Source organism: Ruegeria sp. S84, from assembly GCF_056583445.1.
Window position 1 is genome coordinate 1,904,189 of the sequence record NZ_CM152618.1, and the last position, 14,926, is coordinate 1,919,114.

8 protein-coding genes and 2 pseudogenes are annotated in these 14,926 nt (G+C 55.5%); 8 read left to right on the forward strand and 2 right to left on the reverse strand.

Going from position 1 to position 14,926, the window contains the following annotated elements; genetic code table 11:
- Positions 1–33 precede the first annotated feature (33 nt).
- The 8 genes and pseudogenes from AC1DFB_RS09605 (at position 34) to AC1DFB_RS09640 (ending at position 13,318) form a co-directional block, all read left to right on the forward strand.
- Positions 34–273, forward strand: coding sequence for a helix-turn-helix domain-containing protein (locus AC1DFB_RS09605; RefSeq protein WP_170403641.1), 240 nt, complete (start codon positions 34–36; stop codon positions 271–273).
- A gap of 19 nt (positions 274–292) precedes the next feature.
- Positions 293–2,670: pseudogene (locus AC1DFB_RS09610) on the forward strand (glycogen/starch/alpha-glucan phosphorylase).
- Complete coding sequence (gene glgB, locus AC1DFB_RS09615) at positions 2,667–4,874, forward strand: 1,4-alpha-glucan branching protein GlgB (protein WP_480885694.1); 2,208 nt, start codon at positions 2,667–2,669, stop codon at positions 4,872–4,874. The pseudogene AC1DFB_RS09610 and the gene glgB overlap by 4 nt, the downstream one beginning before the upstream one ends.
- A 64-nt stretch (positions 4,875–4,938) precedes the next feature.
- The gene (gene glgC, locus AC1DFB_RS09620; RefSeq protein WP_480922605.1) at positions 4,939–6,162 is read left to right on the forward strand and encodes a glucose-1-phosphate adenylyltransferase; all 1,224 of its coding nucleotides are present in this window, start codon (positions 4,939–4,941) and stop codon (positions 6,160–6,162) included.
- Position 6,163: 1 nt separating this feature from the next.
- Entirely contained in the window at positions 6,164–7,600 is a 1,437-nt protein-coding gene (glgA, locus tag AC1DFB_RS09625) for a glycogen synthase GlgA (protein ID WP_170403653.1), read from the forward strand.
- Complete coding sequence (glgX, locus tag AC1DFB_RS09630; RefSeq protein WP_480921145.1) at positions 7,597–9,702, forward strand: glycogen debranching protein GlgX; 2,106 nt, start codon at positions 7,597–7,599, stop codon at positions 9,700–9,702. The genes glgA and glgX overlap by 4 nt, the downstream gene beginning before the upstream one ends.
- Complete coding sequence (gene malQ / locus AC1DFB_RS09635) at positions 9,699–11,699, forward strand: 4-alpha-glucanotransferase (protein ID WP_480921146.1); 2,001 nt, start codon at positions 9,699–9,701, stop codon at positions 11,697–11,699. Before glgX ends, malQ begins: the two co-directional genes overlap by 4 nt.
- Complete coding sequence (locus AC1DFB_RS09640; RefSeq protein ID WP_170403662.1) at positions 11,687–13,318, forward strand: alpha-D-glucose phosphate-specific phosphoglucomutase; 1,632 nt, start codon at positions 11,687–11,689, stop codon at positions 13,316–13,318. The genes malQ and AC1DFB_RS09640 overlap by 13 nt, the downstream gene beginning before the upstream one ends.
- A 63-nt stretch (positions 13,319–13,381) precedes the next feature.
- Here the strand turns inward: AC1DFB_RS09640 and AC1DFB_RS09645 are convergent.
- Together AC1DFB_RS09645 and AC1DFB_RS09650 are read right to left on the reverse strand one after the other, a co-directional pair.
- A pseudogene (locus AC1DFB_RS09645) lies at positions 13,382–14,089 on the reverse strand (IS6 family transposase).
- Positions 14,090–14,391: 302 nt separating this feature from the next.
- Positions 14,392–14,778 carry a hypothetical protein gene (locus AC1DFB_RS09650; RefSeq protein WP_480921147.1) on the reverse strand — a complete coding sequence of 129 codons (387 nt, stop codon included), beginning with the start codon at positions 14,776–14,778 and terminating at the stop codon, positions 14,392–14,394.
- Positions 14,779–14,926: the final 148 nt, after the last annotated feature.

Here is a 14,926-nt window from a genome sequence, read left to right on the forward strand (position 1 = left end):
TTCAACCGCGAAGCCCAAAGTCGGGAGAATAACGTGAAACCAGAGCAATTGAGAATGGCCCGTCACGTGCTTGGGCTCTCTATGAAAGAATTTGCGGATTTGACGCGCGTTTCTCATATGACAGTGCATCGATTTGAAGCTGGAAAAAAAGGCGTAAACCACGCAATGATTGAAGCAATGCGCACCACGCTGGAGGATGAAGGCGTTCAATTTCTAAAACATGGCAGCACGTCTGACGGTATAGGCGTCGCCATCAAATCCAATTCAGCGTAAACGGGGCAGCCACTCTAACATGAAACCAGAAATCCTCAGACATCTCACTTACTCACTCGGTAAAGATGCCGAGCACGCGTCGATCTATGACTGGCGTATGGCGGTTTCGCTTACACTTCGCGATCGCATCGTTGACCCCTGGTTTGAAAGCACGCGCGAGACGTATCAGTCTGGTGCGAAACGCGTTTATTACCTATCGATGGAGTTTTTGATCGGCAGGCTGGTCGAAGACATGACTGCAAACCTAGGACTTACAGAAAAGGTCAGGCAGGCCCTTGAGGATCTTGGTCAGGATATTTCCGTCGTTTTTAACGACGAACCTGATGCCGCTTTGGGTAATGGCGGCCTTGGTCGGTTGGCGGCCTGTTTCATGGATTCCCTCGCCACCCTTGGAATACCTGCCTACGGCTATGGTATTCGCTATGAACATGGGTTGTTCGAGCAGAGCTTTGTCGATGGGCGGCAGGTTGAAAAAGCAGAAACCTGGCTGAACCAGCGATTTGCATGGGAATTCGTGCGTCCCGAGGCCTGCTATCGTATCTCATTTGGTGGCTATGTTAGCCATCATGACGGTCAAGCTGAATGGCATCCCGCTGACACCGTTCAGGCGCAGGCTTTTGACACGCCAGTGGTTGGATGGAAAGGCGCGTGGGGCAATACTCTGAGGCTTTGGTCGGCCCGGCCAGAGAATGAGTTCGATCTGGAGAGCTTTAATCGGGGCGATTATCTGGCGGCCAGCCGGTCCGAGGCTCTGGCACGTACGATTTCGCGCGTTCTGTATCCGGACGATACGACCGATGCAGGCAAGGAACTGCGACTTAAGCAAGAATATTTCTTTACCGCCGCATCGATCATGGACTTGCTGCGCCGGTTCCTGAGCGATCATGGCGACATTCGCGAATTGCCGAATGCGGTAGCCATTCAGCTTAACGATACGCATCCGGCGATTGCGGGACCCGAACTGGTACGCCTTTTGGTTGATGAGCATGTTTTGCCTCTGGACGAGGCGATTTCTCTCGCCCGCCGGTGCCTTGGATATACCAACCACACGCTGTTGCCAGAAGCACTGGAACGCTGGCACGAAGGGTTGCTAGGCCGCGTCCTTCCGCGACATTTGGAGATCATTCGGGCCATTGATGAGCAACAGCAGCAGGAGTTTCCCGGCAGCCCGCGCGTCCTGAAACACGGCGAAGTCCATATGGGCGAGCTGGCCTTTATCATGGCGCATAAAGTCAACGGCGTCTCAGCGTTGCATACTGATCTGGTAAAGGAAACAGTCTTTGCCGATCTGAACCGCATTCATCCGGCACGTATCATCAATCAAACCAATGGCATCACACCCCGCCGCTGGTTACACACCTGCAACCCTGTTCTGAGCGATCTGATCACTCGCGAAATCGGTGATGGTTGGGTTGCGGATTTGGAGCAGCTAAAACAGCTCAAGCACCGCGCCGGAGATCGCGGCTTCCTCAGCGACTTCAGCGCCGCAAAACGACACAACAAGGAAAAGTTGTCGAACTGGGTCGCTGCCAAATGTGGTGTCTCGGTTGATCCTGACGCGATCTTCGACGTCCAGATCAAGCGCATTCACGAATACAAGCGCCAGCTTATGAATATTCTGGAAACTGTCGCCCTGTGGAACGAGATGCGGGACAATCCAAGAGTCGAATGGACACCTCGGGTAAAGTTTTTGGAGGCAAAGCTGCGCCGGGTTACCACGTTGCCAAGCAAATTGTGCGGCTGATCAACGATGTGGCAAAAGTCATCAACACCGATCCTGTCACGGGTAATCTTCTGAAGGTTGTTTATCCCGCCAACTACAACGTTACGATGGCTGAAAACCTGATCCCTGCCGCAGATTTGTCCGAGCAGATTTCGACCGCAGGGAAAGAAGCCTCAGGCACCGGAAACATGAAATTTGCACTAAACGGCGCGTTGACGATCGGCACGCTGGACGGCGCGAATGTCGAAATCCGCGAACATGTGGGGTCGGACAATTTTTTCCTGTTCGGCTTGACAGCACAAGAGGTCATGGAGCGTCGCAGGGTGCATGACTATGCGCGCGCCGCAATTGCAGACAGCCCACGGTTGGAGCGTGTATTGGGGCAGATTTTTGAGGGGCTGTTTTCGCCTGAGGAAGCGGGGCGCTATCACTCTCTGATCGGAACGCTATACGATCACGACTACTTTCTGGTCACCTGCGATTTCGACAGTTATTTCGATTCTCAGCGCCGCACCGACATTGCATATCGCAACAGTCAGAATTGGGCCGCGATGGCGCTGCAGAATACGGCCAGCATGGGATGGTTTTCGTCAGACCGTACAATCAGAGGATATGCCCGCGACATCTGGCAGGCGGATAGTGTTCTGATCAAACCCCTGGGCAAGTCGGCATGAGGAGCGACCTGATCCAAGCCGAGGATAGGGCTGCCATCGCTCAGGGCGAGCATGGTGACCCGTTCTCGGTCCTTGGGCTGCATGAAGTCGATGGACGGTTGGTGATCCGGTGCTTTCACCCCGAAGCGGACACGGTCGAGGTTGTGGATCAGAAAACCGGGCGGAAGCTCTGCGCGCTGTCGCGAGTCGACGCGGAAAGCGGTGTTTTTGTTGGTGCCGTCCCGCATAGGAAAAAACGGTTCCCTTACCTGCTACGCCTAACACACCACAGCGATAGCTGGACAGAACAAGACCCATACGCGTTTGGCCCTGTTCTTGGCGAAATTGATGAATATCTCTTGGCAGAGGGTACACACGGTCAGTTGTGGCGCGCGCTTGGGGCGCATGTGACGTCGCACGAAGGCAGCATTGGCGTGCATTTCGCAGTCTGGGCACCAAACGCGAGGCGGGTGTCGGTTATCGGTGACTTCAACGGCTGGGATGGACGGCGAAACGTGATGCGGCGACGTGGTGCAACCGGCGTTCACGAGATTTTCATGCCTGGATTGGGCGACGGTACAGCATACAAGTTCGAAATCGTGGGGTCCGACGGACATCTGATGCCGGAAAAGGCCGACCCAGTCGGGTTTGGGTCTGAATTACCGCCCAAAACGGCCTCGGTCGTGCGCGATCTCGGGAAATTCGACTGGTCGGATGCTGATTGGATGGCTAATCGTGGTCAACACCAACGCGTGGATAAACCGATTTCCATCTACGAGGTACATCTGGAAAGTTGGCGGCGCGTTCCTGAGGCTGGCAACCGGTCGCTGGACTATCAGGAACTTGCAACCGATCTTGTGGTTTATGCCAGCGACATGGGCTTCACCCATATCGAACTCACACCGATCTCGGAATATCCGTTCGGTGGGTCTTGGGGGTATCAGCCTGTCGGGCTGTTTGCGCCTACGGCGCGATTTGGAACACCTAATGATTTTCGGGCGCTGGTGGATGCTTGCCATCAGGCCGACATGGGCTTGATCATCGACTGGGTGCCAGGCCACTTCCCCTCCGATCCGCACGGGCTGGGTCGGTTCGATGGGTCTGCTTTGTACGAACATCTCGACCCGAAGGAAGGATATCACCCAGACTGGAACACGCTGGTCTACAACTACGGCCGGGCCGAAGTATCCAGCTATCTGATCGCGAACGCAAAATTTTGGATGGAAGAATACCATATCGATGGGCTTCGCGTCGATGCGGTGGCCTCGATGCTGTATCGCGATTATTCGCGGAAAGAGGGCGAATGGGTGCCAAACATCCATGGTGGGCGTGAAAACCTGGAGGCCATCGGCTTCTTGAGACAGATGAACGAAGCAGTTTATGCAGCGCATCCCGACGCGATGACAATTGCCGAAGAATCCACAGCATTCCCGGGTGTCTGCGCCAGGACATCGGAGGGCGGGCTGGGCTTTGGTTTCAAATGGAACATGGGGTGGATGAACGACACCTTGCGGTACATGGCCGAAAATCCTGTGAACCGGAAGTACCACCACGACAAAATGACATTCGGGTTGCACTATGCGTTTTCCGAGAACTTTGTGCTGCCCCTCAGTCATGATGAAGTCGTTCATGGCAAAGGGTCTTTGCTGGACAGAATGCCCGGTGATGATTGGCAGCGCTTAGCCAATCTGCGGGCCTACTACGGCTTCATGTGGGGGCATCCTGGCAAGAAGCTGTTGTTCATGGGGGGCGAGTTTGCGCAGGTTGCCGAATGGAACCACGAACAAAGTTTGGACTGGCACCTGTTGGAGCACCCCAGCCACGCAGGTGTCCAACGGTTGGTGCGCGATCTCAATATGCTCTATCGTGAGACGCCCGCTCTTTACCAACAAGACACGCGTGCGGAAGGGTTCCGTTGGATCGACGGCGGCAACGCCAGCGACTCGGTGTTCTCTTGGGTTCGCTATGGCACCGATGACGGCCCGCCGGTGTTGGTGGTCGCCAATTTCACCCCTGTAACCCGGACGGAATTCCGCGTTGGTGTGCCGGTCGCGGGCTATTGGGCAGAACGATTGAACACAGATTCCACATATTACGGCGGCAGCAATCAGGGCAACGGAGACGGGCTGAATTCCGAGCCAGTCGCAGCGCATGGCTGTGACCAGTCTGTTGTGATGACCGTTCCGCCACTTGCCACCGTTTTCTTTGAATTGAGGCACGAATAGACCGGAACCAATAGTGGGAGGACACCCGTTGAAACAAGATCGTCGCAGATTGGCCAACCAGACCATGGCCTATGTTCTTGCGGGTGGCAGGGGGAGCCGTCTGAAGGAAATGACCGATGTCCGCGCGAAACCAGCGGTCTATTTCGGCGGCAAAACGCGGATCGTAGACTTTGCTTTGTCCAACGCGGTGAACTCGGGTATCCGGCGGATCGGCGTTGCGACCCAATACAAGGCTCACAGCCTGATCCGGCACCTGCAACGGGGTTGGAGCTTTTTCCGGGCAGAGCGTAACGAGTCTCTGGACATCCTGCCCGCATCTCAACAGCTGGATGAGGATAACTGGTACAAAGGCACCGCAGATGCCGTTACCCAGAATATAAACATCTTGCGCGGCTATGGACCGAAATACATTTTGGTGCTGGCTGGCGATCATATTTACAAGCAGGATTACTCGCTGATGATTGAGCAGCATGTTCAATCCGGCGCGAAGGTGACGGTGGGCTGTATTGAGGTGCCGCGCGAAGAAGCCAAAGGCTTTGGTGTCATGGATGTCGACGAGACGGACAAAGTACTAAGCTTTGTTGAAAAGCCTGCGGATCCGCCCCCGATGCCCGGTCAGGCGGACATGTCACTGGCCAGCATGGGTATTTACGTGTTCGAGGCAGAATATCTCTATGACATCCTTGAAGCAGACGCGAATTCGGAGACATCCAGCCATGACTTTGGCAAGGACATCATCCCGACTATCGTAGCCGAAGGCGGCGCAATGGCGCACCCCTTCAGCCGGTCTTGTGTCATGTCTGGGCTTGAGGACAAACCCTATTGGCGCGATGTAGGCACGATTGACGCCTATTGGCAGGCCAATATCGACCTGACCGATTTCAAACCGGGTCTGGATATCTACGCCACAGACTGGCCTATCTGGACCTATTCCGAACTGACGCCGCCGGCGAAGTTCATTCACAACGAGGAAGGGCGCCGCGGCCAGGCTGTTTCGTCGATGGTGTCAGGCGGCTGTATTATCTCAGGCTCGTCACTGTATCAGTGCTTGCTGTTCACCGGGGTAAAAACACACTCCTTTTCGCAACTGGAAGGCGCTGTCGCCCTGCCATATTGCGAGGTCGGGCGTCGGGCTTACCTGAAGAACGTTGTGATTGATAGGGGTGTCAAAATTCCACCCGGTCTGATTGTTGGAGAAGACCCAAAACTTGACGCCAAACGGTTCAGACGCACAGAAGGCGGTGTCTGCCTTATTACCCAAGCGATGATCGACCAACTGGACATGTGATATGAAAGTACTGATGGCCGCCTCAGAATGCGCGCCGTTCATTAAGACTGGAGGACTGGCGGATGTGGTCGGCGCGCTGCCTGCTGCGCTGTCCGGTCATGGCATCGACTGTCGCATTCTGTTGCCGGCCTATCCGTCGTTGCAGCCTTTGCTCAGCGACGGGCGGCAGGTTGCCAAGTTCAGTGATCTGCCTGGCGGCTATGGACAGCTTGTTCTGGTCTCTGTCCAAGGTATTGACCTGCTTCTATTGGATGCTCCGCAATTGTTTGATCGTCCCGGCTTGCCTTACACGGATCCCGATGGCGCGGATTGGGCGGACAATCATCTGCGCTTTGGCGCGCTGGCACAGGCGTCGGCGCGGGTGGGTCTTGACGGTGTCGACGGTTGGCAGCCGGACATCATCCACGCACATGACTGGCAGGCCGCTCTGACCCCTGTTTATCTCAAACAATCCGGTCAAGACGCGCCCAAATCGGTTTTGACCATTCACAACATTGCCTTTCAGGGCCGGTTCGGCCCGCATGCCCTGTCAGATTTAGGACTGCGCGGTGACTGGTTTCATCCCGAAGCGCTGGAATTTCACGGTGATCTTGCGTTTCTGAAGGGTGGGTTGATGTTTGCAGACCGGATCACGACGGTCAGCCCTACCTATGCCCGGGAAATCCTCACGCCGCAGTATGGAATGGGTTTGGACGGCGTTCTACAGTCCAGAACAGCGATACTTAGCGGTATTCTGAATGGCATAGACACCGGCACATGGGACCCCTTGAGCGATCCAGCACTGGCCCGAGGTTACAATGCACGAAGCCTGGGGCGAAAGGCTGACAGCCGCGCAAGTATCGCAGACCGTGTTGGACTTGATCCCGATTCCAGGGGTCCGCTGTTCTGTGTCATCAGTCGGTTGACTGAGCAGAAAGGTCTGGATGTGCTGATTGACACCGTTCCGCACATCGTCGAACGCGGCGGCCAACTGGCTGTTTTGGGCTCTGGCGAAACTGCACTCGAACAGGCTTTTGTGGACGCCGGCCAGCGCTTTGCCGGTTCAGTAGGGGCCGTGATCGGATATGACGAGGCCTTTGCCCATCTGCTACAAGGCGGATCTGACGCCATTCTGATCCCGTCGCGGTTTGAACCTTGCGGTTTGACCCAGCTTTATGGGCTGCGATACGGTACTTTGCCCATCGTCGCGCGTACCGGGGGATTGGCTGACACGGTGATTGACGCAAATGTCGCAGCACTGAACGCCGAATGTGCAACCGGATTTGTGTTTGATAATGTTACGAAAACCGGCGTTGAGGCTGTGCTTGATCGTGTTTTTGGCTGCTTTGACGACAAGAAGACGTGGCAGATGATGCAACGCGCGGCGATGCGCCAAGCTGTTGGATGGGATCGGTCGGCGCGGGAGTATGCCGAATTGTACAAGAGTTTGTCTGTATGAAGGATGTTGGACCTACACAACTGATAATTCGACAAGGCAACCCGTCGCGGCTCGGTGCTCATTTCGACGGTGAAGGCGTGAATTTTGCCCTGTTCTCCGAGCACGCATTGCGCGTCAATCTGTGTCTTTTCGCAGAGGATGGCCGAACCGAGCTCACCCGACTGGCTTTGCCCGAACGCAATGGAGCCATCTGGCATGGTTACGTGCCGGGCCTGAAACCCGGAGCACTTTATGGCTACCGCGTGGAAGGCCCTTTTGCACCCGAGCGGGGTCACAGGTTCAACGCCAACAAGCTGCTTTTGGACCCTTATACGCGCGAACTGCACGGAACCGTCACCCATGATCCGGCAATCCTGGGTTACCTGCCCAATTCTCCCTACGGTGATCTGTCCTTCAGTGAAGTCGACAGCGCGCCTTTTGTGCCCAAATCCGTCGTCTCTAGTCCTGACAGTTTCACCTCGGACGCGATGACGCTGGGACGGCGTTGGAACGGCACGTTCATTTATGAGACGCATGTCAGAGGGGTGACCATGTTGCACCCTGACATTCCTGACCATGTGAAGGGCACCTATGAAGGGATGTCGTCACAGCCGGTTCTGGATCATCTGATGCGATTGGGTGTGACGGCTGTTGAAATCCTGCCTATCCACGCCTTCACCTCTGAAGGTGCGCTGCGCGCGCGATCCATGCGGAACTATTGGGGGTACAATACTCTGGGCTTCTTTGCGCCCGAACCGCGCTATTTCGGGCCATCCGGCGTGTTCGGGTTTCGCGCCATGGTCGAGCGGTTTCATGCCGCCGGTATCGAGGTCATACTGGATGTGGTCTACAACCACTCCGCCGAAAGTGACCATCTCGGCCCGACGCTTAGTTTTCGCGGGATCGACAACGCGTCTTATTACCTGCTGCTGGATGGCCAACCGCGCTACTATGTGAACGACACCGGCACCGGAAATACACTTCAGGTAAAGCACCCGTTTGTGCTTCGGATGGTGATGGACAGCCTGCGGTTCTGGGTGCAGAGCATGGGGGTCGACGGTTTCCGCTTTGACTTGGCAACGACTCTGGCGCGCGAGGCGCATGGGTTTGAAGCAAGCGGCGGGTTCCTGGATGCCTTGCGCCAGGACCCTGTACTAGCAGGTGCAAAACTGATTGCAGAGCCTTGGGATGTCGGTCCGGGAGGCTATCAACTGGGACGGTTCCCGCCCGAGTTTTCGGAATGGAATGACCGTTACCGAGACACGGTGCGCAAGTTCTGGCGCGGCGACAGCCATTCGGCGCAGGACATGGGCTCGGCCTTATTGGGGTCAGCGGAATTATTCGATACCAAGGGTCGTCAGGCCTGGTCTTCAGTAAACTTCGTGGCCTCTCACGACGGCTTCACGTTGGCAGATACGACCCGGTACCTTCAGCGCCATAATGCAGCCAATGGTGAAGACAATCGCGATGGCCATCACAGCAACTACAGCGACAATTTCGGCATGGAGGGAGCCTGCGACGATCCCGAAGTGAAAGCCGCGCGCCTCCAAAGGATGCGAAATTTCCTGGCCACTGTCTTCTTGTCACAAGGCACCCCTATGCTGTTGGCCGGTGACGAGGGCGGCAATTCTCAGAATGGCAACAACAACGCGTATTGCCAGGACAACCCAGTAAGTTGGATCGACTGGACCACACTTGACAGCGATTTGATCGCGTTTACCGCGGCACTGTCGCGTTTCCGTTGCAATCATCCCGTACTCAATCAAAATCGATTCCTGCATGGTGCCCAACGGACAGACGGATATCCGGATGTCGAGTGGCGTGCCATGGACGGATCGCCACTGAACTGGCGCGATCCGGGACTGTCCAGCCTTTGTCTGATCCTGCGCGGTTGCGCCGAATGCGTGGCGGGCGACACTATCTTCGATGTGGTGATGCTGGCCTTCAACCGGGAAAATGAGGCGCTGGAGTTGCGGTTGCCGTCCGGCGGAGACAGAGTCTGGCAGCGAGAAATTGACACGTCGGTTTCTCATCAGTCGGCCAGCAAGATCACGTCTTCAACGACGATCATTCCGGCACACTCGGTAGCCGCCTTTGTCTTAAAAGAACGGTCAGTGGAATGATGGGCAGCGACGACAGACTGCGTCAACTAGCGCAGGATTGCGGCATCCATCTGGGGTACAACGCCTGGGATGGAACGCGTTTATCATCGGATCCACCGACCCTGAAGGCTCTGCTCCGCGCGATGGACATAGACGCAGATACGGACAGCGCCGTTTCCGAGGCCTTACGGGCGGGTCAGGCCGAACAGGCAGCACGAGCGTTACCTATTGAACAGGTCATTCTGGCCGACCTGCCGTTTGAATTGGCACTGTCTCAGCCCAGCGAATGGCATGTGCTGGATAACAAAGGACACGAGGTTCAGGCGGGGCGCGGGGAAACAAGCCTAACGCTTCAACCTCTGCCTGTTGGATATTTTACGTTGGTTGTGCATAGCCCTGGTCGCTGCGAAGAAGTGTTTCTGTTGAGCCGACCGATACATGCGCCGACAATCGCAGACCTGACAGGACGCACGAAGGGATGGGGTGTATCGGGCGCAGTGTACTCGTTGCGGTCCCGATCAAACGGCGGGTTGGGAAACTACGACGACCTGGGCCATGCGATGTCTGTCATGGGGCAATCGGGTGCGATGTATTTTGGCGTTAATCCGGTCCATGCGCTGGGATGGGCGGTAGGTGACACCAAAAGCCCTTATTCGCCTAGTCACCGCGGGTTTCTGAATATCGATCACATTGCAACAGGCACCCGGCTTGCATCTGTTTCGGACCGGGCGTTGATCGATTACCCGGCTTTTCGCATAAAACACCGCCTCGCATTGGACGCGGAGTTTCAGCGATTTCAGCAAAGCGCTGCAGCGACGGAGCACAAAGAATTTCAGGCTTTTTGCCGCGCCGAAGGTCTGGAACTGGCCCGGTTCGCCACGTTTGAAAGCATCAGCGAAATGCATGGCGGCAACTTTCGCAATTGGCCTATCCATTTAAGCCAACCTGAAAGAACAAAACCGACGCCCCGGAACGAATTCCATGCGTGGCTGCAATGGAGGGCCTATACTCAGCTCGAGGTCGCGCAAGCGACCGCAATTCGGTCCGGGATGGCTTTAGGTCTTTTCTTGGACCTTGCGGTTGGAGCGCGTCCCGACGGTGCCGAAGTTTGGATGCACCAGGATCTGATTGCACGCGGCGTCTCAATCGGGGCACCGCCAGATCAGCTCAGTCCTGCTGGGCAATCCTGGACATTAGCGGCCTACGCACCAAATAAGTTGTCGAAAAACCGCTACGAACCCGTGCGGACACTGCTGAGAAAACTGATGTCCCAGGCTGGGATTGTCCGGATTGACCATGTTCTTGGCCTGATGCGCAGCTTCTGGGTACCTGAGGATGGAAGCCCGGGTGGGTATATCTCGCAACCGTTCGACGTGTTGCTTGCGGTGGTGGCCATAGAGGCCTGGTGCAATCACTGCTGCGTTGTGGGCGAGGATCTGGGATTGGTGCCCGCCGGGTTCCGCGAGCGCCTGAATGAGTCCGGCCTCTACAGTTACGCGGTTTGGCAATTTGAAGGGACACGAGATGGCGCATTGAGGTCGGCGCAGGATTTGCGCCCTTTCAGTATGGCTTGTTTCAGTACACATGATACGCCGACGATCCAAGGCTTCTGGCGCGGGCGCGATATCGAATGGTGGCGCACCATCGGTTGGCTGTCCCGGGACAGGGCGATGGCATTGCACGCCGCGCGGGCCGTCCAGCGGAATTCACTGCGCCGTCATTGCGCCATCCCGCCGGAAGCAAGTTTGGAAGATATCCGCGGCGCGGTGCATTCAGAGCTGGGAAAGAGCCCGGCGGAACTGGTGACGGTGCAACTGGACGACTTGTTGGGCAGCGAGCAGGCCCAGAACCTACCCGGAACAATTGACGAGCACCCCAATTGGAGGCGTCCGGCACGCGTGTCTGTAGAGGAACTAGCTGCCGTTCAAAGTCTGAAAGACGTACGTAATTCGATGGAACCGGCGCGGGTAGTCCCCGCCACCGTTCAACAGAAGGAAACTGATCCATGCCTTTCGTAGTGTTTCCCTGCACCCCCTTTGCGGGTCAGAAACCCGGCACCTCGGGACTGCGCAAAAAGACGCGGGTGTTTATGGAACCCGGATATCTGGAGAGCTATGTGCAGTCGATTTTCAATGCCATTGGCGGCGCGCAAGGCAAGACTTTTGTCATCGGTGGCGACGGCAGGTTTTTTAACGCCGAGACCATCCAGATCATCTTGCGCATGGCCGCAGCCAATGGCGCTGTTCGTGCGATTGTCGGACAGAATGGCCTGTTGTCAACGCCTGCCGCGTCCAATCTGATCCGCAAGCACGGGGCCGATGGCGGCTTTATTCTGTCCGCCAGTCACAACCCCGGCGGCATCGACGCCGATTTCGGGCTGAAATTCAACGGTGCCAATGGCGGCCCGGCCTCCGAGAGCCTGACGGAAGAATTCTTTGCCCAGTCACGGAGCATGACCGAGTATCGCTCGCTTGAGTCCGGGGACATCGATCTGGGAGGGGTCGGCGTTTCAAGGCTCGAAGATATGGGCGTGGAGATCGTCGATCCGGTGGCCGATTACACAGAACTGATGCGTGATATTTTCGATTTCGGCCGGATCAGAGATTTGCTGTCCGGCGGGTTCACCCTTCGTTTTGACGCAATGCATGCGGTCACGGGACCCTATGCGACCGCCATACTTGAAGATGAACTGGGTGCCCCAAAGGGATCAGTCCTGAACGCTGTGCCATCGGTCGATTTTGGCAAAGGGCATCCCGACCCAAACCCGATCTGGGCCAAACCGCTTGTCGATCTGGTCCTATCTCCTGGTGGTCCGGACTTTGCTGCCGCGTCAGATGGGGATGGGGATCGCAACATGATCTTAGGGAAAGGGATCTATGTCACCCCGTCCGACAGTCTCGCCGTGCTGGCCGCCAACGCCCACCTCGTCCCGGGCTACGGCAAGGGGCTCGCCGGGATCGCTAGATCGATGCCCACCAGCGCAGCGGTCGATCGTGTTGCCGAAAAGTTGGGACTAGATTGTTATGAAACGCCAACAGGTTGGAAGTTTTTCGGCAACTTGCTCGACGCGGGCTGCATCACGCTGTGCGGAGAGGAAAGTGCCGGTACTGGCTCGGATCACGTGCGCGAGAAGGACGGATTGTGGGCCGTTCTACTGTGGCTGAACATTCTTGCCGAACGTCGGGTCTCGGTCCGCGAAATCATGGAAGATCACTGGCGGACTTATGGCCGCAACTATTATTCGCGGCATGACTACGAGGCCGTTGACAACGCCAAAGCCGAGAAAATGATCGCCGATTTGACTGATCGGTTACCTGAACTTCCTGGCAGCAGCACCGGCAATCTTGTTGTCGCGACTGCGGACAATTTTTCCTACGAAGACCCGGTCGATGGTTCGATAAGCAAGAACCAAGGAGTGCGCATTACTTTCGAGAATGGCTGTCGAGGCGTGATCCGCCTTTCGGGTACAGGAACGGACGGTGCCACAGTTCGTATCTATTTGGAGCAGTTCACACCCGTTGGAGGAGATATGCATATGGATACCCAGTCAGCATTGCAAGAAATCACAGAAGCAATGGCTCGAATAACTAAAATCCCCGAAATCTGCGACCGCCAGACGCCAGACGTCATAACATAACAGCTACAAGGGTGCTGCCAGACTAAGTCCAACCAGTCTTAGTTCGACGCCAAATCCGCAAATTTACGTGGAACAATGCTGACGCCACTCAGCCAGAGCGGCGGAACAGGTCTGCTTGAAGATTACTCGGCTGCTAAATGATCTTTCCTGATTGAAGTAGTTGTAGACGGAAGAAAGGATGGAGGCGAATTTCTGTAAACTTCGCATAAGCTTGAATCGCTGCATGGCGCGTTCGCGTCGTCGGAAAGGAAGGTGTGAATTCTCGACGCGGTTGTTATTCCACCTGCCCGTCATCTGCTTTTCCGTCGCATCGATATCTCTGGGCGCGGCTCGGCATGACGCGAAACGATCCGTTATAATTTCATCCACTACACCGTGTCTCTTCATCAATTTCTTGAGGAATCTCAGTGCTGCAACTTTGTTTCGGCGTTTGGTAACAACGGCTTCCAACACCTCGCCTTTGTGATCCACGGTACTCCAAAGGTAATGCCGCCTTCCATTGATTTTCACAAAGACCTCATCTGAATGCCATATAAATTTCGAGAATGCTCGCAATTACTGAACACGCTTTCTTCGGATCACTGACGCGAAAATTGGACCAAAACGGTTCCACCAATATCGGACAGTCTCGTGACTCACGTTGATCCCGCGTTCGTGCAGAAGGTCTTCAACATTCCGAAGCGAAAGCGGAAAACGGATTTAAAGCATCACCATAAAGCGGATGATCTCGGAGCTGGTTTTGAAGTACTTGAAGAAGGCAGGTTTGGCCATGGCCAAAAGCTACGCAACCGTCCCGCCCCGCTCAAGCAAAGCTCTTCCGACAAGACTCTTCTCATCTGTGAACGATGGTAGCTCAAAGCCAGCCTACATAACTGAGCTTTGCAGATCCCGAGTTGTGCAACAATACAGCCCTTAGCGAAGGCTATACCAGATTTCCATTCGGGCTGGCGACATAAGCTGTTTAAGCGAATAATTTGCTGTGACCAAGGCCTTAAACGGGCGTTTGTTTCAATTTTGGAACGCCGCCTAAATGGGCTCGCACTTAGTATTAGGGCCAAGAACTGGCGAAGCACTCAATTCAAAACATCGGCGATTGCCCCAATTAGATTCAGCACTTCATGCGTTTCACGGTTTATTTCGTAAACGTAGTCTCCGGCTCGCACGTAATATCCATTGCGCCGTAATCCCCAACGGCCGGGATCATCGATCCGGACATACCCATCATAGATGTAATCCCCACGTCGATACTTCTTGGCCTGTCCAGGCGGTACGCACGGGATCGCCTTTTTCGCCAAACCCGGCGGACAATGTCCGGATTTGGATTTCACATGAATCGGTGCGGTAGCATCGGTTCCGCTGACGCGCCCTGTGTTATGGCTCCACAAGCTGTGATTTGCGTTTGCAAATGACGTGCCTTGCACGGTCAGTGCCACTGCCAGAACTCCAACTGTTTTTTTCATTCCCAGCGCCTTCTTCAGCTTCTAAGCCTAGATATGATCTTGAATGGGCCTTGGCGAGTTCATAAGCGAAGAGTCGCTTTCCGATGCAGCCGTTTGCTCACGATCTGAATCCATGTGCTGCGATTGTCATCGAATAACCCAGCCAAAG